The organism is Sphingobium sp. SG1, from assembly GCF_057063145.1.
Map to the genome: position 1 here is coordinate 14,005 of NZ_JBVVOJ010000014.1, position 22,456 is coordinate 36,460.

The window sequence follows — 22,456 nt, forward strand, 5'->3', positions numbered from 1 at the left end:
CGATCAGTCCTTCGCCAGCAGCAGCGCCGCCGCCATGGGGCCGCCACCCGATGTCGCCACAGCCACCTTCGGGTCGCCAGCGATCTGGCGCGCGCCGCCCTCTCCGCGCAACTGCACCACCGATTCATAGGCAAATCCAAAGCCGTGCAGCCGTCCCCAGCCAAGCTGGCCGCCGCCGGTGTTCATCGGCAATTCGCCGTCGAGCGCGATGCGCTTGCCCTCTTCGAGGAACTGGCCGCCTTCGCCGACATCGCAAAAGCCCAGCCCTTCGAGCCAGGTGATCGGCTGGAAGGCGAAGCCGTCATAAAATTGGACGGTATCGACATCCTTGGCCGTGTAGTCCGTGTTGTTCCACAGGTCGCGCCCGGTCGGATAGGCGCTCGCCCATTCGGCCTGGTCCCAGCTGTAGCGCTCGACCGATCCGGCGCTGGCCGCGATGCGGATCGGCGTCGTCTTCACCTCGTCCAGCGCATCCCCCGCCGACACGATCAGTACGGTCGAGGCATCGGTGAAACGATCGCAATCATAGAGGCAGAAGGGCGAACTGATCATCCGCGCCGCCATATACTCGTCCATGGTCAGCGGCTTCTTGACGATAGCGCGCGGGTTGCGCGCGGCATTGGCATGATCGTTCAACGCCACCTGGGCGAGCTGTTCGCGGGTCAGGCCATAGCGCTTCATGTGGCGCATCGCGAATTGCGCGGTCCAGTTGGCGGCCGAAAAGGCGCCGAAGGGCGAGACCCATTGCGAATTGCCCGACACATCCTTGCGCCGTTCCATCGGCGGAAATTCTTCGGGGCGGGCCAACGCCGCCGCTTCATAGACGGTGCGGAAGCACAGGACATGGCGGGCAAGGCCGGCCTTCACCGCCATTGCCGCCTCGGCGATCGCGCCCAGCTGGGCCGTCGCCTCGGCCGCGCCGATATGCCAGCGTGTGTTGAGGCCCAATATCTCGATCACATCGTCGGAACTGACCGGCGAGAAACCGAGGAAGGTCGACATCTTGCCGGGATAGGTGGCGACACCATCGATCTGGTCGAGCGTCAGGCCGGCGTCGGCAATCGCCTCGCGCACGGCGTCCAGTGTCAGGCCCAGCGGCGACCGGGTCAGCCGCACGCCGACCTCCGACATGCCGATGCCGGTGATATAGGCTTCGCGCGCCATGCTCATGCGACCTTCTCGAACAGGGGGAACCAGATGCCGTCCTGCTCCTCGAAGGTGACGCGGACGCGGTCATCCATGTCGACGGCATCGACCGGGCAATTGACGATATTGGTGGTCAGATAGACGCCCGGCACGTCGTCGAGCCGGACACGGGCGATGACGAAGGGCACCTCCATATCCTTGGCCCAGGCCTGATAGTTGATCGTGTAGGTATCGACCGCGCCGGTGCCGGCGACCGCATGGGGGCCGACATTTTCCGACTGGCAATGGCGGCAGATCTCGCGCGGCGGATGGGTGAACTGGCCGCAATCGTCGCAGCGGGTGATGTTGAGCTTCCCCTCCGCCCCGCCGGTCCAGAAGGCGCGATTTTCCCGATCGAGGCGCGGGCGCGAACGTTGCCAGACCATCAGACGTCCCAGACCAGGTTCAGGCTTTCGATGCCGATCACATGGCCGCCATGGAAGACCGTGGGCTTGGCCGGATCGAGCCGGAATTCGGGCAGACGCGCCAGCATCTCCTCATAAAGAACCTGCAATTCGACGCGCGCCAGATGCGAGCCCAGGCAACGATGCGGGCCGACACCGAAGGCGATGTGAACATTGTTCTCGCGGTCAAGATCATAGCTGTCGGGCTGCGGGAATTCTTTCGCATCCAGATCGGCGGCGGGCAGGAACAGCTTGAGCATGTCGCCGGGCATCATCTTGGCCCCAGCCAGTTCGGCCGGCTTCTTGATGACCCGCATCGGCACGGTGAAGGTATAGCGGCGCAGCATTTCCTCAGCGGCTTCGGCCACCAGCTTGGGCTCGGCCCGCAACTTTGCCTGCAATGGCAGGTCGAGCGCCAGGCCGCGCATGGCCAGGCCCATGCCGTTCATCACCGTATCGAGGCCGGCGATGAACAGCAGCACGCCGTAATTCTCCATGTCGGCAAGCGTGCTCGGCTGGCCGTCCACCTCCAGCTTCCACAGCATGGAGATGATATCGTCCTTCGGATTATCCCTGCGCTCCAGCACGGTGTCGCGCATCGCTGCGGCAATGCGCTGCAAGCGGCGCATGGAGCCTTCGCGATCGGTATCGATCGCCTCCATATGCTCCTTCACGATCTGGCGATATTCCGGCAGCCGTTCCAGTGGCAGGCCCAGCATCTTGAGGAAGACCTGCACCGGCAGCGGCTCGGCCACCGTGCTCATGAACTCGCACTGGCCATCGGCCTTGATCGCGTCGATCAGCTCGCCAGCCAGTTCGCGGATGCTATCCTTGAGCGCCGCGATCGTCTTGGGCGAGAAGACCTTCTGCAGCGGCTGGCGATATTTGGTGTGCTCGGGCGGATCGAGCGTGATCGGGATCGGTTGCGGAATATGCGGCGCGCCCGGCGGCAGCGAGGCGAGCAGCGCCTTCATCTTGTCGGCCGGCACGAACTCGCTGGAATAGGTTTCGGTATCGCGCGACGCTTCATAATTGGCGGCGTGGGTCAGCGCGACCCAGCCGCCGCCATTGCGCGGCGTCCAGAAGACCGGCGGCGCCGTCTTCAGCAGGTCGAGGATGCGCGCATGCGGATCGGCCAGCAGGCCCGGATCGGCATGGACATCGAAATCATAGACGAGCGCGTCGGGCACATGGGCCGGCTGTGGCGCGGCGGGGCTCAAGGTGGCGTGGGCCATGATTCTCTCCGTCTTCCCTGCTGGGGCGGGCGCGTGCAGGACGCGTCCCTTCTTGTCGGACCCGTTTTGCCCGGCGGCCCGGCAAAGGCAAAGGGGCTGGGTGCGGCGATGCCAGATAACGCACCGACGATCCGCGTCGCGGCTCCGTATCGCGATGGCGATTGTGCCGGGGGCCACGTTGATCGGGGCCGTAATCTCCTTTCTAAGGAAGGTCAGAATAGCCGGAGAGGGCAGATGAGAATCCGCATCGAAAAGTCAGGCTGCGTGGGCAATGCCCGCTGCGCCGCCGTGTCCGAGGACATGTATCCGCTGGACGAGGACGGCTATATCGCGACCGAGGGTTTCGACGTGGCAGATGGCGAGCAGCAGACCGCCAAGCGCGGCGCGCGCGCCTGCCCCGAACGCATCATCGTCGTCGAGGAAGATGATGGCAGCATCAGCTGGCCGCCCAAGGCCAAGGCATAATCAGAGAATCCGGGAGAGCGAGATGAGCGACATTTTGGGCTATAAGGGCAAGCGCGTGATCGTGAGCGGCTGCTTCTCCGGCATGGGGGAGGCGACCGCCAAGCTGCTGCTGGAACTGGGCGCCGAGGTTCATGGCCTGGACTTCAGGGACAGCAGCCTGCCGCTCGCCTCCTTCACCAATGTCGACCTGCGCGACCCGGCCTCGATCGAGGCGGCGGTGGCCGGCATCGGTGGCAAGGTGGATGCGCTGTTCAACTGCGCTGGCCTGCCCCAGTCCTTCCCGCCGCTCGACGTCATGAAGGTGAACTTCATCGGCCTGCGCCACCTGACCGAACAGGTGCTGCCGCTGATGGGGCCGGGTGGCGCGATCGCCAGCATCGCCTCCACCGGCGGCCTGGGCTGGAGCCGCCGCATCCCGACCAACATGGAATTCGTCACCACCAAGGGTTATGACGCCGCCGTCGCCTGGTGCGAGGCGCATCTCGATGATGTGGTCAAGGAAGGCTACAGCTTCTCCAAGGAGAATGTGATCGTCTGGACCCAGTATATGGGCGCGCATCTCATCAAGAAGGGCATTCGCATCAACTGCACCCTGCCCTCGCCCACCCAGACGCCGATGATGGCGACGTTCGAGGCCGCGTCCGGCAAGGATGTGGTCGCCGCCGCCGCCGAACCGATGGGCCGTTACTCGACCCCGGCCGAACAGGCGGGCGGCATCGTCCTGCTGAACAGCGATCTGGCCGGCATCGTCAATGGCGTGGTCTTCCCGGTCGATGGCGGCTTCATGGGCGGCGTCGCCACCGGCCAGGTGGACCTCAGCGTCATGATGCGGCGTTCGGCGCCCGCCGAGGCCTGAGCCCCATGAATTTCGACCTGACCGACGATCAGGAGATGATGCGCGACATGTTCGCGCGCTTCCTGGACGAACATAGCAGCATGGCGCGGGTCCGCGCCGCCGCGCCGACCGGCTTCGACCCCGCTTTGTGGCAGGGGCTGGCGGAACTGGGGGCACTGTCGATCCGCGTGCCCGAAGAGGCCGGGGGCCTGGGCCTCGGCCTGTTCGACGCGACCATCCTGATGGAGGAAGCGGGCCGGACATTGGCTTCGGGGCCGCTGGCCGAAGCGCTGGTGGCGGCGCGCTTGCTGGCGCAACTGGGCGGCGAGGCGACGGCCGACCTGCTCGGCCGGGTGCTGGCGGGTGATGCGGTCGCCAGCTTCGCCTTCGAGGATGTGGCGGACACGCCCGTCCAGTGGATCGGCGGTGGTCTGGTGGCCGAAGCGGTGTTGGCCCGGTCGGGCGACGACATCATCCTCGTCACCGTGCCGGCAGAGGCGCGCAAGGCGGAGGATAATCTCGCCTCCACCCCGATCGCGCAGACCGACCTGTCGGCGCATCCGCGCACGGTGCTGGCTTCGGGGGCCGAGGCTCTGGCGACCTTCGCCGCCGGGATTGAGGAATGGAAGCTGCTGATCGCCGCCGGCCTGGCCGGCATCGGCCGCGAGGCGCTCAAGCTTGCCGCCGCCTATGCCTGCGAGCGCAAGCAATTCGACCAATATATCGGCCAGTTCCAGGCCATTTCCCATCCGCTGGCCGACATTCTCTGCGAGATCGACGGCGGCAAGTTCCTGGTGTGGAAGGCGATCCGCGACCTGGCCGATGGCGCACCCGAAGCCGGCGGCGCGATCTCGATCGCCGCCTGGTGGAATGCCCAGAGCGCGGCCAAGGCAGTGGCGCAATCGCTCCACACCTTCGGCGGCTATGGCCTCACCACCGAATATGACATCTTCCTCTATAATCTGCGGGCCAAGGCCTGGCCGCTGATCGGCGGCGATCCGCAGCGCTGGCTCGACGAGGCCGGCCGCCGGCTCTACGCCGATGAGGCCGCCGCCCTTCCCGACGCCGGGCCGATGCCGGTCGATTTCGACCTGGGCGAAGCCGCGCAGACGATCAAGGACGAGATCAACGCCTTCTTCGCGGCCAATGTGACGCCAGAGATGCGGGCAACCTTCCACTATAGCTGGGAGGGCTATAACCCCACCCTCAACCGCAAGCTGGCGGCGCAGAATCTCCTCTATCTCGGCCTGCCCAAGGATGTGGGTGGCCGGGGCCTGTCCGCCTATGAGAAGACGGCGGCGATGGATGCGTTCGAGGAGCAGGGATATAACAACCCCGCCGCCAATGTGACGCAGATGGTGTCGCTCATCATTCACCGCTTTGGCACCGAGGAGCTGAAGCAGGCGGTGCTGCCGGAAATCATGCGCGGCGAGGTGATCTGTTCGCTCGGCTATTCCGAACCCGGATCGGGCTCCGACGTGTTCGCCGCGCAATGCCGCGCGACGCAGGAGGCCGACGGCAGCTGGCGGATCGACGGCACCAAGATGTTCACGTCGGGCGCCAACCTGTCCACCTATGTGCTGATGCTCTGCCGCACCAACCCGGACGTGGCCAAGCATAAGGGCCTCACCATGTTCATCGTGCCGTTGAAGGCCGATGGCGTCACGGTGCAGCCGGTCCACACCTTCCAGGACGAGCGTACCAACATCACCTTCTATGATGGCGTGCGCATCCCCGATAGCTGGCGGCTGGGCGAGATCGACGGCGGCGTGCGCACCATGAGTGCCAGCCTGGAGTTGGAACATGGCGGCGGCTTCGCCAAATATCAGCGCAAGATGCTGCAGGCCGGCGAAGCCCTTTGTCGCGAACTTATCCACCGGGGCAGGCCGCTGATCGAGGATGGTGGCGCACAGGCGCGGCTGGCCCGCACCGCCGCCAATCTATGGGCGTCGGAACTCATCACCTATCGCGCCCAATGGGTGATGTCGGAAAAGAAGCCGAACCATGCCTATGGCCCGATGGCCAAGATGTTCAGTTCGGAGAAGTTCCTGACCGACGCGCGCGACCTGCTCGATCTTACCGCCCCGGCCTCGCTGTCCAAGCGTAAGGGACCGGCGGAGGAGATCAACATGTTCTATCGCCACGCCCAGGGATCGACCATCTATGGCGGCACCAGCGAGGTGCATCGCAGCATGATCGCGGAAAAGGGCCTGGGCCTGCCGCGCACCCGCGCCTGAGGAAGATCGCATGACGGACGACGCGCCCCATCTGCTGACGCAGGAACAGGATGGCATCCTCATCGCCACGCTGAACCGGCCGGACAAGCTCAATGCCCTGTCGGCGGAGACGATGGCGCTGTTCGAGGCGGCGCTGATCCGCTTCCGCGACACGCCGGACCTGAAGGTGATGCTGGTCCGATCGACCGGCCGCTATTTCTGTTCCGGCGCGGACATGAAGAGCGGCGGGTCGCCCAGGGACTATCCCCGCACGCCCAGCGGCATCCGCGAAAATCACCGGCTCCAGCTCAACGGGATGCAACGCATCTATGACGAGATGGAGCATGTGGAAAAGCCGATCGTCTGCGCCATCCACGCCACCTGCGTCGGCGGCGGACTGGAAATGGCGCTGTCCTGCGATTTCCGCCTGGCCGCCAAGTCGGCCGCCTTCTCCTTCCCCGAAGGGCTGTTCGGCGTGCTGCCGGCCTCCAACGGGGTCAGCCGTCTGACCCGCATCTGCGGCCCGCACTGGGCGCGCTGGTTGATTATGGGCAATCAGAAGGCCGATGCCGACCGTGCGCTCATCATGGGCCTGGTGCATGACGTGATGCCCGACGAGGGCTTCGAGGACGCGGCCCTCGCCTTCTGCCGTCACCTCACCAAGCAGAATGGCGAGCAGATGGGTGCCGCCAAGATCGCGATCGAGCTGGCCGCCGAAGTCGGTCCGTCCATGGGGCGCCATGTCGAACGCATGGCCAACAGCGCACTGATGCTGAACCCCGCCTATCTGGAGGGGATGGAACGCTATCTGAAGGGCATTGGCGGCAAGAAGGAATAGGAGTTCGTTTGGAGAAATGCGCCTCCGGCGCATCGGCACCAGCCCACACCCCCACCCCACCGCCCAGACATGGTATCCTGATGGGAGGTCGGGTGGGGGTGTGGGCTGGTGCGGCAATCCGGCTACGGCCGGATTTTCCAACACATGCCAAGCGCCTTCATCTGCCCACACACTTATCCACAGCTTTTCCCACAGATAGGCGTGGGAAAAGCTGTGGATAACTTCTGTCGATAAGCCTGTGGATAAGTCGAACGCGCGCAGCTCTCAGGCGCGCGTGTCGCGCAGCATCGCGCGATAGTCGCGGATGCCCAGTTCCATCAGCCGCGCCTCGGCCCGCAGCAAATGGGTGCGCGCCAGCGGATGCGGGGAATGGAGGATATTCTGCAGCGCCATGTCGGTGGTGACGGTGACGACACGCTCCAGCCCGGTCATCAGCGCGGTGCCCATGCTGAACACCGGCGATCCGGCCTCTTCGTTGCCGCCGTCCATCTGGTCGACCAGCAGCCGCATAACCGGCTGGGCGGCATGGACGCGATGCAGCATCATCCGCTCATTCTGGCGATCGGCCATATTGTTGCGCAGGTGGAGCAGGCGGGAGTGCTTGACCCAAAAGCCATGATAGGCGGTGACGAAGGCCAGCGCCTTCTCCCCCAGTTCCTCCTCGCTCCATCGGGTCCGCAGCAGGCCGACATAGTCGGCCTCGGCCGTGGCCATCACCGGCTCCAGCACGGCGAGCAGCAATTCGGTGAGGTCGGAGAAATAATTATAGAGCGACGTCATGCCGAGCGAGGCCTGGCGCGCGACCGCGCTCAGCGAGATTTCGACATCCACCGGCCCGGCCAGCAATTCATTGGTCGCCGCCAAGATGCGCTCGCGCGTGTCGCGCCCCTTGCGACCCAGGCGCTGGCCATTGAGATTATGGCTCAGCGCCTTGGTGGCCCGTCCCCGGCCCTTGGGTTCCGACGGCCCGTCCGCCGCAATCGATGCCTTTGCCGTCAAAACCCGTCCTATCCATGCCCCGTCGCGCGCCTCAGGCGGCGCGCCAGGCGATCAGCTTGGTTTCCAGGAACTCCTCGATCCCTTCGAGGCCCCATTCGCGGCCTATACCACTGGCCTTGTAGCCACCGAAAGGCAAGTCGCCGGCGATGCACATGCCGCCATTGACGCTGATCGATCCGCTGCGGATCTGCTTGGCGACATTGATCGCCCGGTCAAGATTGCCCGAACTGACGCCGCCCGACAGGCCATAGCTGCTTTCATTGGCGATGCGCACGGCATCGGCATCATCCTCGAACGGGATGACCACCAGCACCGGTCCGAAAATCTCTTCCTGGGCGATGCGCATGTCGTTGGTGACGTCGACGAAGCAGGTCGGCTCGATGAAATAACCGCCGCCCTTGTCCGGCCGCGCCTTGCCGCCGGCCAGCAGGGTCGCGCCCTCGGCCTGGCCGATATCGACATAGGACAGCACCCGCTCCATCTGCCGCTTGGAAATGACCGGCCCCATGATGTGCTGGGGATTGTCGAAAACGCCCCAATTGTCGCCAAAGCTGGCATAGGCATGCTTCAGGATCGCCTTCGCCTCCTCATAGCGGCTGCGCGGCACCAGCAGGCGCGAATGGACGGCGCAGCCCTGGCCGGCATGGAAGACCAGCATGGTCTGGGCGACGTCCATCGCGAAATTGGCGGAATCGTCGAGCACGATCTTCGCCGACTTGCCGCCCAGTTCCAGGAAGACGCGCTTCAGCGTGGCAGCGCCCTGTTCCATGATGCGCTTGCCAACGCCCGTCGATCCGGTGAAGGAGACAAGATCGACGCGCGGATCGGTGACCAGCATCTCGCCGGCCAGTGCCGGGTCGCTGCCGAACACGACATTGATGACGCCGGCGGGGAAGCCCGCCTCCGCCGCCAGTTCGCCGAAGATCGCGCCCATGCCAGGCGTGTTGGGCGCGGGCTTCAGGATCACAGTGCAGCCGGCCAGCAGCGCGGCCACGACCTTGCCGACATTCACATAGAGCGGCACGTTCCACGGCGTGATCGCCGCAACCACGCCGACCGGCTCATAGACCGCCTTGCGCAGGCTTTCAAAGCCATAGCCGGTGCGGCCGCCATAATCCTTTTCCCATTCCAGCTTGGGAAAGACGGCCAGATAATCGTCCCAGCCGTCGAGTGCCATGTCGACATGGGCACGGCCGACCGCGCCCATGGCGGCGCCGGCCTCATGCCGGGCCAGATCCGACAGCCGTTCCTTGTTCGCCTGGAACAGGTCGCGCAGCTTCGTCACCAGCGCGACGCGCAGGTCTACATTGGTCGACCAGTCGGTTTCGTCAAAGGCGCGGCGGGCAGCGACGATCGCGGCCTCGACATCGGCGGGCGAGGCATCGGCGGCGGTGCCGACCGGTTCGCCGGTCCAGGGACCGATCACGTCAAAGGTCTTGCCGCCTTCGGCACCGCGCAGCACGCCGTCGATATAGAGCTTGGCTTCGGGAAGAGTGGCCATGATCGCCTTCCTGTGGATAACTTCTGTGGATGTTGTGGATAAGTCGCCCGGTCAGCGCTTGCGCGCGCTCAGGGCGACCGATCCGATGTGCAGGTCCGCCGGCATGTCGAGCACGGCGCGGAAGACGTCTGTGACCGAATTATAATGGCTGATGCCGCGCTCGCGCAGGTTGAGGCCGACCTTGGCATTTTCCTGGGCGAAGCGGATCGCGACATCCATCGGCCAGCTGCTGCCGGTCTTGGTCTCGTCCATCATCATGCCGGCCTGGACCACGGTGACGCGCACGCCCTCGGGCTCCAGTTCGCGCGCCCACATGTCGGACATCAGTTCCAGCCCCGCCTTGCCGCCGGCGTAAAGCCACAGCATCGGCATTTTCAGCGGCACGGATTCGCTGGTGACATTGATGATATGGCCGCCCCCGCGCAGCAGCGGCAGCGCCTCCCGCGCGCAATGGATCGGGCCGGCGACATTGGTGGCGAGCGATGCTGCGATCTGCTCGTCGCGCACCTCGGCCAGGGTGAAGGGTTCGTAGATGGCGGCATTGTTGATCAGCACGTCGATCCTGGGATGACGCTGCGCGATCGCGGCAAAGGCGGCGCGGACGGAATCGGGATTGCCGACATCGCATGCCACCGCGAAATGGGGTGCGCCCAGTTCCTGCGCGACCGCCTCGACCTTCGACAGGGTGCGGCCCAGCAGGATGACGGTTTCGCCATCGCGCGCGAACCGCCGCGCCAATGCGCGTCCCAGCCCGTCGCCCGCACCGGTAATGACGATGACCTTGCTCACCTCTCGCTCCACCTGTTCTTGTGCTGTTGGCATTTACTTGCGCATGTCGTCCGCGGCGCGGCAAGATGGCGCCGCATCGCGCGCGCGATAGTTGGGAAATTCAGCCCGCCGGCCGCGCGAAATCGGCCGGATAGACGGACAGGTCGCCATCATAGGCGATCCCGCCCGGCCAGAAGCGGGCGCCACTCACCTTGGCAAAATAATGGACCGTGCGGGCGAAGGAGCCGGCCGAGGAGCGCGGCTGGAAGGCGACGCCGCTGGGGCTGACGCCGCGCGCACGGGCGCTGAAATCCTTGACCGTGAACAGCAGGTCGTCGGTCTGCTGGGCACAGAAGACCAGGTCGCTGCCGGGACAATAGCGGCGCGGTTCGACCTGGAGCGGCGACAGCCGCCCGCGCTTCATCGCCACCTTGCCCGGCACGCGCGTCACTTCGGGGCCATGAACCATGTCATACCAGTGATGATATTCCGCCTCCCGCCCGGCGACGAAATTGGCGAGGATGATCGACACCCCGGAAAAGGGCTGGTCGGGCTGGTGATTGGGGCTGGCGACCCAGTCCGAATACATCGCATAGCTGTGAATGCGCTCGCTTTCGTTGCTGTCGTCGATCAGCCCCGCGTCGCGCGCATCGGCTAGCAAGGGCGCAAGCGCTGGTAGGTCGATCTCCGGCGCGGCATAGTCGAACTCATAGACCGACAGGAAGCGCCAGGGCTGGGGAATGTCGGGCATGATCTGCTGCGGCGTCACCTCATAGCGATCGGCCGACCGAAAGCCGCGCAGCCGGGCCAGATCCTCCCGATGCGCGCCGTCGAACCAGCGCGCATAATCCTCCGCGCGGCCGGCCGCGACATTGTGCAGATGGATGGTAGTATACAGGCTCATTCCTCGTCCCCGGCTGCCCGGCCGGCTGGTCCCGACCCTGTGTGCGGCGGCAATCCAGCATGGATGCCCCGGACATGCCAGATCCGCCGGCCAATGATCGCCGGGGCATTGAGAGGCGGACGCGAATTGACCCTGTCGGCAGCGCTCCCCATCCTGGCGCGGCAATCATGTCGGAAGGACGCGTGATGACCGACCCCGTAGCCGCGCCCCGCTTCGCCCTGTTCCGCGCGAAGGATGCGACCGATTTCGAGGAAAGCGGCCTGATGGCGACGGTGCCGCCGACGCCGATCGAGATGGCAGGATCAATCGCCGCGGTCGAGGCCGGCATGCTGGAAGGGACGCGAGTGAAGCTGCTCTTTTCCATGCCAGGCCTCAGCCTCACCCATGCCTGGTTCCGCAGCGGCTTCCCGCTGCCGCGCCACAGCCATGATGTCGACTGCCTCTATTTCATCCTCGCCGGATCATTGCGCATCGGCACGGAGGAACTGGGCGCGGGCGACGGCTTCTTCGTCGGCGCCAACGTCCCCTACACCTATGTGCCCGGCGCCCAGGGCGTCGAGGTGCTGGAATTTCGCGGCGCCGACAGCTTCGACATCAAAATGCTCGCCAACAACCGCGCCTATTGGGACCGGGCGGTGGCGCAGGTCACGGCGCAGCGCGCCCATTGGACAGGCGAAACGCCGCCGTCGGGCCTGTCCTTCGGACCCGAAGCCGACGGCGGATAGGGGCGATCAGCCCCGGCCGTTTGCCGCCTCATGCGCGGCCAGGCGGCGCCCGGTCACCAGCGTCTGGCCGACGAACAGGATGATCAGGATCACCCCAACCGTGCCGACGAAAATGTCGAAGCCAGACCAGCGCCCGAACAGGCCGGGCTTGTCGCCCAGCACCATCATCATCACCGTCAGCGCGATCAGCATCAGCCGCAATTCGGTCGGGCCGGCCGACAGATAGGAGAGCTTGAACTCCCCCAGCACGCGGGCGGACAGATAGGCGTGGATCGACAGCAGCAGATAGCCGGCGAGCGCCACCAGGGCGACATCCATGGTGACATAGGGGCTGAGGCCGATGCCGGCGAGGATCAGCAAGGTCACCAGTCCATCGCAGCTATGGTCGATGAAATAGCCATAGGAGGGCCGTTCGATCCGGCGGTAGCGCGCCAGGCTGCCATCCATGGAATCGCCGAACCACTGGATGACATAGCCCAGGATCGCGAGCAGCAGCCAGGATGCACCGACATTGCTGGCGGTATAACCGATGAAGGTCATCAGCGCGCCGATCAGCCCCAGCAGGGTCAAAAGGTCCGGCGTGACCTGTCGCGGCATATGCGCGCACAGCCAGGTGAGAAGCTGGCGTTCGGAGCGTGCCAGGAAATTTTGCTGGATGCGGTCCAGCGTCGTGGCCGCATCATGTCTTTGATCTGTCATGATCCCTTATCGAGGAGATATGTGGCGCGGACAAGGCAACATCCCCCACACATGACGACAGGGTGCCCGCCTTCCCGTTCAGGCCGGCGGCGCCTTCATGTCGATCGCCAGCCGGGTGAGGCGGGATCGGGCGATGCGCCATTGGCCGTCTTCCCGGCGATATTGTTCATGATAATGGCCATGGCCGATCAGGCTGCGGCCATCGGGCCAGACCAGATGGTCCTGCATCGCCCAGATGGCGTTCGCTTCATCGCCGTCGATGGCGATTTCGGGCGAATGGACATGATGGACCGTGCGCGCGGCGTCGATCGAGGCGCGGACGCTGGCGATCGCGACATCGCGTCCCTCCAGCAGCGGCCCGCCCGATCCGGTCGCGTCGAGCCGGAAGTCGGGCGTGAACAGCGCGGCAAAGCCGTCCCAGTCCTTGGTATCGAGCAGGCGACAATAGCGCGCCTTCACATTGGCGATGGCCAGCCAGTCGGCAAAGTCGGGCGCGGCCATCAGAAACGGAAACCGCGCATCTGGTTGCCGCCGTCGCACAATATCACCTGATTATTGATGAAGCTGCCCTCGTCGGAGGCGAGGAACAGGCCGAGATTGGCGATATCCTCGGCCGTGCCCTGGCGCTTGACCGACTGCATGCCCTTTAGCCGTTCCCAATTGTCGGCGGCAACGCCGTCCTGCGCCGCCTCGGTCGCCATCAGGCCCGGCGCGATGCCGACGCAGCGTATCTCGTCCTGGCCGAACTGCATCGCCATCGCATGGGTGAAGATGTTGAGCGCGGCCTTGGTGATGCCATAGGCGGTGGCCGGGTTGTAGCTGGCCATCGACGACTTGTTGATGATGACGCCCTTCGCCTTCGCCAATGCCGGCCGCAATGCTTCGGCCAGCAGCAGCGGGCCGATGGTGTTGACCGCGAAATAATGCTGCCACTTGGCCTGGCCCAGGCCGAAGAAGCCGCGCGCAATCTCGCCCAGATGCAGGCCGGCATTGTTGATCAGCACATCCAGCCGGTCATGGACGGCCAGCACGTCAGCGGCGAAGGCCTGGATATCGGCTTCATCGCTCATGTCGACGCGATGGACGGTGGCAGTCACGTCAAGCTGTTCGACCAGCGCCTTGCTCTCGGCCAGCCCCGCTTCGTTGATGTCGGCCAGGATCAGATGCGCGCCCTCGCCGCCAAAGGCAAGCGCATAAGCGCGCCCCAGCCCCGCCGCGCCGCCCGTTACCAGCACGGTCTTGCCCGCGAAACGTCCCGCCATCCTTTGCCTCCTATTCTGGTTGAAACCCTATCGCCCGCGCAGATAGGCCATGGCGGCGCGTGCAGCCGCCAGCCCATCCTCGGGATTGTCGACCTCGACATAGCCGGTCGCGCGGGTCAGCCGGGCGATACGCGGCATCAGCGCGGCATAGCCCATCTCGCCACTGCCGGGCGTGACCGCATGGTCGGTGATCGCCGTGCCATGGTACCGGTCGATGTCCTTGAGATGCATCGACACCACGCGCGGTCCCAGCGCCGCCAGCAGATCGAGCGGCGCCACACCAGCATACCAGGCCCAGGCCAGGTCGATTTCGAACGAGAGCAGGTCCGGCGCGATCCGGCTGGCCATCAGGTCAAGCGGCCGGTCGCCGTCGATCGGCATCAGATCATACCAGTGATTATGATAGGCGAGAGTCAGGCCGGCCGCCTTCGCCTTTTCCCCTAGCGCCGCGAGCTGCGGGATATAGGCGTCGAGCGCGGCGCGCGTCGTCTGGCCGAGGGTGCGGCTGGCGATGAAGATCGGCGCAGTGGTCAGCGCGACGATGTTCGCGCCGATCGCCGCCGCCTGATCGAACTGCCGGTCATAGTCCGCGCCGCGCACGCCGAGCCGGACCACGCCCACCGCCATGCCGGCGTCGCGCACCATGCGGGCCTTGTCCTGCGGCGTGGGTTCGGACGGATCGTTGGCGACATAGGAAGCGAGGCGTAAGCCGAACAGGCCATAGCCCATCGCCGCCACGGCGCGCAGCGTGCCGGCATAGTCACGCGCCAGTTCCTTGCGCACGGTCGTGTCGGCCAGGCCCAGCGTCGATGCGCCGCGCCTCGCCGCCGCCTGGCCGGGCAGCAGCAAGGCCGCGCTGCCGCCCAGCAGCAGCGACCGGCGACCAAGGCATTGCGGCGCCCGCAAGTGCCCGGCCGGGTCGGTCACGCCGCGTCGACCTCCAACCGCTTGACTACCAATGCCTTGAGATCGGCGGTCTTGATCTTGGCACTGCCGGTCAGTTCCAGATCGCTTTCCGCAAAGAAGAGGACGCGGCGGGGCACCTTGAAGCTGGCCAGTTGTTCCTTGGCGAAGCCGCGGATGCCATCCTCGTCCAGCGTGGCATCCGCATGCGGGACGATGCAGGTGACTACCAGTTCACCCAGCGTCTCATGCGGCACGCCCACGGTCTGGGTCACCTTCACCCCCGGACAGGTCTTGATGACGCTGTCGATCTCGATCGGCGAGACATTGGCGCCGCCGGTCTTGATGATGTCGTTGAGCCGCCCTTCCCAGTGCAGCCGTCCTTCCGTGTCGAACCAGCCGCCATCGCCGGTGCGGAAGAAGCCCTCGCCATCGACCGAGTCATCGAGCGGGATGCCGACATAGCCCAGCATCAAGGTCGGTCCCTTGACCGCGATCTCGCCCCGTTCGCCGAGCGGCACGACCGCGCCGGTGAGCGGATCGACGATCTTGAAGATATTGCCGGGCAGCGGCGCGCCATGGCTACCGGCGATCCGTTCCTCGGGCGTGCCGGACGGAAAGATCGAGCTGATCGTGAAGGTTTCGGTATTGCCATAGGCAGCCATCGGCTCCTGCCAGTCGGTGCTGACGGTCGGATGGCGGCCGAGCGGATTGGACGGGTTCACATAATAGAGCGAGGACAGGTCGACATCGCCCCAATTGGGTGCGGCTTCCAGTTGCGCCCATTGATGCGGCCAGGCGAAGGCCATGGTCGCCTTTTCCGCTTCCATCAGGCTCAGCGCTTCCGCCGGCTGGAAGGTCTGTTGCAGGATCAGGCTGCCGCCGCCGGTCAGCGCGCCGCCGATCGCCATGCAGAAATTGCCCGACCAGAAAAAGCCGTTCGCCGACCAGGCGCGGGCATCGGGCTTCGCCTGCAGGAAGCGTTTCCAACGCCAGAGCTGCAGGGTCGGGCCGCGATGCGCGCTGATGATGCCCTTGGGCTTGGCAGTGGAGCCGGAGGAGAAGAAGAGCACGCCCGGATCGGCCGGCATGACGGTGGCGGCGGTTGCGTCGACCAGCGCCTGATCGACCGCGTCACCGCGCGCGAGGAAGTCGTTCCAGCCCTCGATCCGGCCCATCGCCCCATCGACCGCAGCGAGATGGCGCAGGAAGGGGAAGCGGGTGGAGACCAGCCGGCCGTCGCCCGCGACGCCGATCGCCGGTTCCAGATCGGCGAGGATCGCGCCGAAATCCTTCTTCAGGACCGCGCGTTCGAGCAATAGCACGGAGCAGGCCGAGGACTGGACCAGATGGTCGAGTTCGGCCGGGGTCGAGAAGGTGCTGAGCGTGGCGGCGACGCCACCGGCGAGCGCGACGCCGAACACCGCCGAAAGGAATTCCGGCCGGTTGGTCATCAGCACGCCGACGCGCGTGCCCTTGCCGACGCCACAGGCGACCAGCGACCGGGCGACCGCATTGGCCTGCGCCCACAGATCGTCATGGCTCCAGCGGACCACGCCATCGGGTCCGTGGAAGACCAGCGCCTCCCGCCCGGCATGGGCCTGCGTGACCTCACGCAGCCAGCCGCCGAGCGTCAGCGTGCCCAGGCCCTCCTCATCAGCAAGAGGCGGGCCGGCGACGATCGAGAGCGCAGCCATCGGCTTAGCGGTTGACGTCGACGATGACGCGGCCGCGCACCTTGCCGGCGAGCAGGTCGGCGGCGACGCCGATTGCGTCGCCCAGGCTGATTTCCTGCGCGATCACCTCCAGCAGCGCCGGGTCGAGATCGCGGGCCAGCCGCGCCCAGGCGGCGAGGCGCACGGGCTTGGGCGCCATCACGCTGTCGACGCCGAGCAGGCGCACGCCGCGCAGGATGAAGGGCATGACGGTCGCCGGGAAATCGGCGCCCTGGGCAAGGCCACAGGCCGCAACCGCGCCGCCATAGCGGGTCTGGGCGCAGGCATTGGCGAGGGTGAAGCTGCCGACCGAGTCGACGACGCCGGCCCAGCGTTCCTTCTGCAGCGGCTTGCTCTTTTCCGACAGTTCGGCGCGGTCGATCACGCCGTCGGCGCCCAGCGTCTTGAGATAGTCGCCCTCGGCCGACTTGCCGGTGGAGCCGATCACGGTGAAGCCCGCCTTCTTGAGCAGGGCAACCGCGACGCTGCCGACGCCGCCGGTGGCGCCGGTGACCAGGATTTCGCCCTGATCGGGGGTCACGCCGGCCTTCACCAGCGCCTCGACGCAGAGCGCCGCCGTGTAGCCGGCGGTGCCGATCGCCATCGCCTGCTTCGGCGTAAAGGCGGTGGGCAGCGGCACCAGCCAGTCACCCTTCAGCCGGGCAACCTGGGAGAGGCCGCCCCAATGGCCCTCACCCACGCCCCAGCCGTTCAGCACCACCTTGTCGCCGGCCTTCCAGTCGCCATGGTCGGAACTGCGGACGGTGCCGACCAGATCGATGCCGGGCACCATCGGGAATTTGCGCACCACCGGCGAGGCACCGGTGATCGCCAGGCCATCCTTGTAGTTCAGGGTCGAATAATCGACGTCGATGGTCACATCGCCCTCGGGCAGCTGCGCCTCATCGACCTGGGCGAGCGACACGCTCTGCTTGTCGTCGGTCTTTTCGATCAGGATGGCGGAAAACATGCGGTCGGTCCTTCTTGAAGAGAGAAAGGGAAGTCGGGCAGCCTATCCCTGGGCAACCCTGGGGAGCGGCGCGAGCGGACGGCCGAGCCGCTCGGCAATGTCGGGGAATTTGTCGCTGCGCATCGATCCGAACATGCACAGGCGCAGGCATTCCTGGGCGAGGCGACGGCCAAGTGCGCGCCGTTCCCCCTCTTCGCGCGCATGACTGCGCGCCCAGATCGGCCAGAGAAAGGCACCGGCCAGCATCAGCACCGACAGGACTTCGGCATCGACGCCGTCTTCGGCGAGATCGCTGTTGGCGAAGCGCTGGAGCGAACCTTCATATTCGCGCCAGAAGGGATCCGCCATCGGATCGGGCGAGGCCAGCAATTGCAGCAGCCAGATGCGGCAAAGCTCGGGATTGTCCATCGCGAACAAAGCCAGCCGGTCAGTGGTGTCGGCAATGTCGACTTCCTCGACCCGGCGCTCGCCGATCGTCTCGGGATCGCCGAAGACCGAACGGAACATGCGTTCCGACACCCAGTCCGCGGTCGCCTCGATCAGCTTCTCGCGGGTTTCGAAATGCTGGTAGGCGGTGCCGCGATTGACGCCGGCGAGATGGGCGACTTCCGACAGGCTGACGCCATCCGGCCCATCCTTGGCCAGCAGCGCACGGGCGGCTTCCAATATGGCCTCGCGGGTCGCCACGGGATCGCGGGCGCGCCTTTTCCGAATGTCCGTCATGCTGCCTCACCTAGGTTGATCGTTCAGAGCCTATAATGATCAGCCCTGTTGATCGGCTCCATCCCTGCCCGCTCCGGGGCCAGAGTCAATCGCTGCGGCCCGGCGGCCGCACCCTCATCGCTCCCGCGAAGGCCATGGCCCCAAACGCCGATCGGCCGGGCACCCCCTGGGGCTGCCCGGCCGATCGTCTGGCCCTTGGCGCGGATGGATCAGCGCGAACCGAAGGCGAAGCGCAGATTGACGCCGAATTCGCGCGGCGGGGTGACCGTGGCACCGGTATAGGTGCTGGTATAGGTCGCCGCTGCGGTGGTTGCGCCGGTCGCGGTGAAGCCGGTGATCTGCTGATAGCCGGTGAAGAGCGGGGTGGTCCGCGTCAGCACCTTGGTCGTGTCGAACAGATTCTTGGCGAACAGCGAGATTTCCCAGCCGCCATCGGGGTCGCGGATACCGGCATAGAGATTGACCAGCGCATAGGCGCTGACATCGTCATAATTATTGCCCGGATCGCCCTTCGACTTGCCGTTATAATTGACGAGGCCACGGATGAAGCCGTCGGTCTTGCCCGAAATGGTCGTGTGGAACTCGCTCTGCAACGTGGCGGTGATCGGCGGCAGGAAGGCCGCGCGCTGGCTCACGGCGCAAGCCGACAGATTGTCGGCGCCCACCGCCCCCTGCAGCTCCGCCAGACTGGGCGCATTGCCGACCGGATCGGGGATGCCGTCGCCGTTGAGGTCGTTGCACGGGATCGTGCCGTTCTTGATCTTGCCGAGCGAATAGCTGCCGGTCAGATTGACGTTCCAGCTGCGGGTGATGTCGAAGCCCAGTTCGCTTTCCACGCCGTTCACCTCGACCGGGACGGCGCCCACGAAGTTGAACGAGCCGACCTGCTGCGCGGTGCCGGTCACCTGGCCGGCCGCATTGCGGACGGCGACGGTGTTCACATAATAAACGCCGTTGTTGGGCACGCGATAGGGGAAGTTCTTGTACTTCTGGTGATAGGCGGTGACGTTGAAGCGCATCCGCCCGCCCATCAGCGTGCTCTTGAAGCCCAGCTCATAGGATTTGGAGGTTTCGGGCGGCAGGTCGAGGAAGGAGCGCTCCAGCGCCGACGGCGCGATGTTGAAGTCGCCGACCACGTTGATGCCCGGACGGAAGGAGCTGCCGGTGGCGGCATAGACCAGGAAATCGGGCGTGAAATTATGCTTGATCGACGCGCTGTAGATCAGCTTGTCGGCATCCTGCGAATCCGCGGCGATGGTGTTGCCGTTGACCGCCAGATAGTTGTTCGACTTGTACTTGATCTGGCGCAGGCCGCCCGCCAGTTCGGTCGCCTCGCCAAAATGGGCGGTCAGGTTGCCGAAGAAGGACTGTTCGTGCGACTTGCCGGTGCGATCGATCTCGGTCTGCACGATCGAGGCAATCCGACCGCCAAGCGCCGCAGGCAGGCGCACGATCGTCGGCGAGGTCAGGTGCGTCGGCGGGTTGAGCCGGTCGTCGAAGAAGCCGATGACATAGTCGAACATGTCGAAGACGCGTTCTTCATTCTGCAACCGGATTTCATGCGAGGTTTCCTTGGCCACCGTGTCGGTGACCTGGTTGACGTCGCGGCCGACGAAGAAATTGCCATCGTCGACATTGTCGGTCGAATGGAATTTCTGCTTGGTATACATGCCCTGATAGATCAGGCGCTGGCCGGCAAAGGCCAGTTCCGACCGCCAGTTGAAGATGTCGAAGCGCTGGTTGATGTTGCGCGGCTGCTCCTGGATCGACAGGCGATCCTTGGCCGTGATCAGCACCGGGCTGGGCGTGGCGTCGGGATTGGCCTCGCTGAAGGAAATCGCCTGGTCATAGGTCCGCGCATCGCGGTCCATATATTGATAGGTGCCCTCCAGCTTCAGCCAGTCGGTCGGCTCGATCGTGCCGACGATGCGCGTGCTCTTGGTGCGCGACCAGGGGCTCGGTCCGCCGCTGATCGGGCGAACGCGATCGGCATCATCCTCGTTCCAGACGCCCGACACGCGGATGCCGGCGATCCCTTCGATGATCGGCAGGTTGAGCCCACCCTTGAAGTTGAGCGTGCCGATATCGTTGCCGGTCCAGTCGATGAAACCGCCAAACTGGTTAAGGTCGGGCTTGCGCGTGGTGATGGTGATCGAACCCGACGGCGAAGCGCGGCCGCGCAGCGTACCCTGCGGCCCGCGCTGCACTTCGATCTGGCCGATGTCGTACATCTGCTGCAGCACGGCGCCCGGCGAGAGCGGAGCGTCGTTGAAGTAGAATTGGATGGTGCCGCTGTTGCCGCTGGCATTGGCGTCGAAATTCACGCCGCGCAGGCGCGCATTGCCGCCGATGCCATTGGCATTGTTGGTCAGTTCAAGGCCCGGCGCCAGCGCCTGGACCTCGTTGAAGGTGCGGATGTTGAGGTTGCCGATCGCCTGTTCGGTGACCGCGTTGACCACCGCGGGCACGTCCTGAATGTCTTCGCCGCGACGACGCGCCTCGACGATGATGATCTGGGCGTCGAAACCGGTGTTGCCGGTTGCAGCCTGCTCCTCGGGCGCCTGGGCAAGAGCCGGCGTCGCGATGGTGAGTGCCGCGACACTCGCGCCGATCAAATAATAGGCCGACATGCGATTCATAAGTGAAGCCTCCCCAAATAAACATCATGTTGACTATTGAGTCACCATTGATGCAGTGATCTTTTTTTGCTTTGGTTGATTCTCGTTATGCCTGATATTGGCGGCCCGAGAAGCCCGGCCGCCTTGCAGATGGCGACATATCGCCATCGCGATTCCACCAGATCGTCACTGATCCCCCAGGCGATTTGCGCCTGCCCTTTCCCCCTGCATGATCGCCAGCCGATGGCGCATGAGAGGGGAGAGCGCAATGGACATGCAAATGACGGGCAGGGTCGCGATCGTGACCGGCGCGACCGCCAATATCGGCCGCGCCATCAGCCTGGGGCTGGCGGCCGAAGGGGTGAAGCTGGTCGCGGTGGGGCGCGACCAGGCGGCTGGCGCCCGGCTGGTGGAGCAGGCGATCGCCACCGGCGCGCAGGACGCCCGTTTCGTGGCGGCCGACCTCAGCGATCCGGCCGCGCCGGGGCAGATTCTGGCGGCGGCCTCCGCGCTGGGCGAGGTCGCGATCCTGGTCAACAATGTCGGCGGCAATATCGGCGCGGGATTCTTCGTCGATTCCGATCCGGCGAGCTGGGCCGGCGACATCGACCTCAACCTCGGCACGCTGCTGCGCATGACTCATGCGACACTGCCCGGCATGATCGCGCGCAAGGCGGGCGCGATCGTCAATATCGGTTCCACCGCGGGAATCGTCGGCGACTATATGCTGCCGGTCTATTCGGCGGCCAAGGCGGCAGTCCACGGCTTTACCAAGGTGCTGGCCAAGGAAGTCGGGCCGCACGGCATCCGCGTCAATTGCGTCGCCCCCTATGGCACCGTGTCGCGCGATCCCGCCGCCTTCTCCAGCGGCAGCCGATTCCACCCCGATCGCAACTTCTTCGGCCGGGCCTTTGCCAGCACCAGCCCGAAGGACATGGAGAAGCGGTCGCGCCAGACGGTGCTGGGCCGCCCGGTCGCCTTTGCCGAGGAGGTTGCCTCGCTTGCCGTCTATCTGGCGTCCGACCAGGCCGGCTTCATCACCGGCCAGGTCTATCCGGTGGACGGCGGCAGCCTGCTGTGAATCAGGCGTCGGGCGGGCCGAAGCGGAAGATCGTCATCTTGTTGCCGTCGAGATCACGGAAATAGGCGCCATAGAAGCCGTTGGGATCATCACCGCGAATGCCGGGCCTGCCCTCGCACTTGCCGCCCAGTTCGAGCGCACGGGCATGGACCGCATCGACCTGTGCCCGGCTGTCCGCCTGGATGCCGACCTGATTGCCATTGCCCGGCGTTGCATCCCCCTCGAACGGAATGCCGATCAGCAGCATGCCGCCCTCGGCCGTCTTGTAGGCGACCAGATCGGGCCGGTCATAGGCGCGCACCGCGCCCAGCAGTTCGGCAATGCCGTCATAGAAACGTTTCGCGCCATCGAGGTCGCGGGTGCCGAAACGGGCCATGCTGATCATATTCGCTCTCCCTTTCAAAGCATCG

The 22,456-nt window shown here is 65.4% G+C and carries 22 protein-coding genes; 6 read left to right on the forward strand and 16 right to left on the reverse strand.

The features are described from left to right. Positions 1–3: 3 nt before the first annotated feature. Genes AC0KVN_RS21850 through AC0KVN_RS21860 form a run of 3 tightly spaced genes read right to left on the reverse strand, consistent with a single transcriptional unit; the run spans position 4 to position 2,824 of the window. A complete protein-coding gene (locus AC0KVN_RS21850) occupies positions 4–1,170 on the reverse strand; it encodes a thiolase family protein (RefSeq protein WP_435568050.1) in 1,167 nt (388 codons plus the stop codon). Beyond that, the gene (locus AC0KVN_RS21855; RefSeq protein WP_004209032.1) at positions 1,167–1,571 is read right to left on the reverse strand and encodes a Zn-ribbon domain-containing OB-fold protein; all 405 of its coding nucleotides are present in this window, start codon (positions 1,569–1,571) and stop codon (positions 1,167–1,169) included. Before AC0KVN_RS21855 ends, AC0KVN_RS21850 begins: the two co-directional genes overlap by 4 nt. Next, positions 1,571–2,824: a cytochrome P450 gene (locus AC0KVN_RS21860; RefSeq protein ID WP_010336460.1), complete on the reverse strand. Its 1,254-nt coding sequence runs from the start codon at positions 2,822–2,824 to the stop codon at positions 1,571–1,573. The genes AC0KVN_RS21855 and AC0KVN_RS21860 overlap by 1 nt, the downstream gene beginning before the upstream one ends. A gap of 234 nt (positions 2,825–3,058) precedes the next feature. On the opposite strand from AC0KVN_RS21860, the gene AC0KVN_RS21865 reads away from it, so the two are divergent. Genes AC0KVN_RS21865 through AC0KVN_RS21880 form a run of 4 tightly spaced genes read left to right on the forward strand, consistent with a single transcriptional unit; the run spans position 3,059 to position 7,178 of the window. Continuing rightward, positions 3,059–3,289 carry a ferredoxin gene (locus AC0KVN_RS21865; RefSeq protein ID WP_004209034.1) on the forward strand — a complete coding sequence of 77 codons (231 nt, stop codon included), beginning with the start codon at positions 3,059–3,061 and terminating at the stop codon, positions 3,287–3,289. A 22-nt stretch (positions 3,290–3,311) separates the two neighbouring features. Next, positions 3,312–4,145, forward strand: a complete 834-nt coding sequence (locus AC0KVN_RS21870) for a coniferyl-alcohol dehydrogenase (protein WP_010336461.1) — start codon at positions 3,312–3,314, stop codon at positions 4,143–4,145. A gap of 5 nt (positions 4,146–4,150) precedes the next feature. Further along, positions 4,151–6,361 carry an acyl-CoA dehydrogenase family protein gene (locus AC0KVN_RS21875; protein ID WP_435568051.1) on the forward strand — a complete coding sequence of 737 codons (2,211 nt, stop codon included), beginning with the start codon at positions 4,151–4,153 and terminating at the stop codon, positions 6,359–6,361. A gap of 10 nt (positions 6,362–6,371) precedes the next feature. After that, entirely contained in the window at positions 6,372–7,178 is an 807-nt protein-coding gene (locus tag AC0KVN_RS21880) for an enoyl-CoA hydratase/isomerase family protein (RefSeq protein ID WP_367349564.1), read from the forward strand. 264 nt (positions 7,179–7,442) lie between these two features. On the opposite strand, the gene AC0KVN_RS21885 is transcribed toward AC0KVN_RS21880, so the two are convergent. From AC0KVN_RS21885 to AC0KVN_RS21900, 4 genes are all read right to left on the reverse strand, one after another. Further along, positions 7,443–8,177, reverse strand: a complete 735-nt coding sequence (locus AC0KVN_RS21885) for a TetR/AcrR family transcriptional regulator (RefSeq protein ID WP_435568052.1) — start codon at positions 8,175–8,177, stop codon at positions 7,443–7,445. Positions 8,178–8,208: 31 nt separating this feature from the next. After that, on the reverse strand, positions 8,209–9,678 hold the full coding sequence (locus tag AC0KVN_RS21890; RefSeq protein WP_435568053.1) for an aldehyde dehydrogenase family protein: 1,470 nt from the start codon (positions 9,676–9,678) through the stop codon (positions 8,209–8,211). A gap of 51 nt (positions 9,679–9,729) precedes the next feature. Next, positions 9,730–10,467: an SDR family oxidoreductase gene (locus tag AC0KVN_RS21895; protein ID WP_435568054.1), complete on the reverse strand. Its 738-nt coding sequence runs from the start codon at positions 10,465–10,467 to the stop codon at positions 9,730–9,732. Positions 10,468–10,567: 100 nt separating this feature from the next. Then, complete coding sequence (locus tag AC0KVN_RS21900; RefSeq protein ID WP_435568055.1) at positions 10,568–11,350, reverse strand: hypothetical protein; 783 nt, start codon at positions 11,348–11,350, stop codon at positions 10,568–10,570. A 185-nt stretch (positions 11,351–11,535) separates the two neighbouring features. Between AC0KVN_RS21900 and AC0KVN_RS21905 the strand changes: the two genes are divergently transcribed. Next, the gene (locus AC0KVN_RS21905) at positions 11,536–12,075 is read left to right on the forward strand and encodes a cupin domain-containing protein (RefSeq protein ID WP_435568056.1); all 540 of its coding nucleotides are present in this window, start codon (positions 11,536–11,538) and stop codon (positions 12,073–12,075) included. Between the two features lie 6 nt (positions 12,076–12,081). On the opposite strand, the gene AC0KVN_RS21910 is transcribed toward AC0KVN_RS21905, so the two are convergent. The 8 genes from AC0KVN_RS21910 to AC0KVN_RS21945 form a co-directional block, all read right to left on the reverse strand. Continuing rightward, a complete protein-coding gene (locus AC0KVN_RS21910; protein ID WP_017501849.1) occupies positions 12,082–12,774 on the reverse strand; it encodes a CDP-alcohol phosphatidyltransferase family protein in 693 nt (230 codons plus the stop codon). A gap of 78 nt (positions 12,775–12,852) precedes the next feature. After that, positions 12,853–13,275 carry a nuclear transport factor 2 family protein gene (locus tag AC0KVN_RS21915; protein ID WP_435568057.1) on the reverse strand — a complete coding sequence of 141 codons (423 nt, stop codon included), beginning with the start codon at positions 13,273–13,275 and terminating at the stop codon, positions 12,853–12,855. Beyond that, positions 13,275–14,036, reverse strand: a complete 762-nt coding sequence (locus AC0KVN_RS21920; protein ID WP_435568058.1) for an SDR family NAD(P)-dependent oxidoreductase — start codon at positions 14,034–14,036, stop codon at positions 13,275–13,277. Before AC0KVN_RS21920 ends, AC0KVN_RS21915 begins: the two co-directional genes overlap by 1 nt. 27 nt (positions 14,037–14,063) lie before the next feature. Then, positions 14,064–14,963 (reverse strand): sugar phosphate isomerase/epimerase family protein, encoded by a 900-nt coding sequence (locus AC0KVN_RS21925; RefSeq protein ID WP_435568059.1) that lies wholly within the window; start codon positions 14,961–14,963, stop codon positions 14,064–14,066. Further along, a complete protein-coding gene (locus AC0KVN_RS21930) occupies positions 14,960–16,636 on the reverse strand; it encodes a class I adenylate-forming enzyme family protein (RefSeq protein WP_435568060.1) in 1,677 nt (558 codons plus the stop codon). The genes AC0KVN_RS21925 and AC0KVN_RS21930 overlap by 4 nt, the downstream gene beginning before the upstream one ends. A 4-nt stretch (positions 16,637–16,640) precedes the next feature. Next, positions 16,641–17,624, reverse strand: a complete 984-nt coding sequence (gene acuI, locus AC0KVN_RS21935) for an acrylyl-CoA reductase (NADPH) (RefSeq protein WP_435568061.1) — start codon at positions 17,622–17,624, stop codon at positions 16,641–16,643. A 42-nt stretch (positions 17,625–17,666) separates the two neighbouring features. Continuing rightward, a complete protein-coding gene (locus AC0KVN_RS21940; RefSeq protein ID WP_010336475.1) occupies positions 17,667–18,347 on the reverse strand; it encodes a TetR/AcrR family transcriptional regulator in 681 nt (226 codons plus the stop codon). 209 nt (positions 18,348–18,556) lie between these two features. Beyond that, positions 18,557–20,986 (reverse strand): TonB-dependent receptor, encoded by a 2,430-nt coding sequence (locus AC0KVN_RS21945; RefSeq protein ID WP_435568062.1) that lies wholly within the window; start codon positions 20,984–20,986, stop codon positions 18,557–18,559. A gap of 259 nt (positions 20,987–21,245) precedes the next feature. On the opposite strand from AC0KVN_RS21945, the gene AC0KVN_RS21950 reads away from it, so the two are divergent. Further along, positions 21,246–22,046, forward strand: a complete 801-nt coding sequence (locus tag AC0KVN_RS21950; protein WP_423301503.1) for an SDR family NAD(P)-dependent oxidoreductase — start codon at positions 21,246–21,248, stop codon at positions 22,044–22,046. Position 22,047: 1 nt separating this feature from the next. On the opposite strand, the gene AC0KVN_RS21955 is transcribed toward AC0KVN_RS21950, so the two are convergent. Next, on the reverse strand, positions 22,048–22,431 hold the full coding sequence (locus AC0KVN_RS21955) for a VOC family protein (RefSeq protein ID WP_313230931.1): 384 nt from the start codon (positions 22,429–22,431) through the stop codon (positions 22,048–22,050). Positions 22,432–22,456 lie beyond the last annotated feature (25 nt).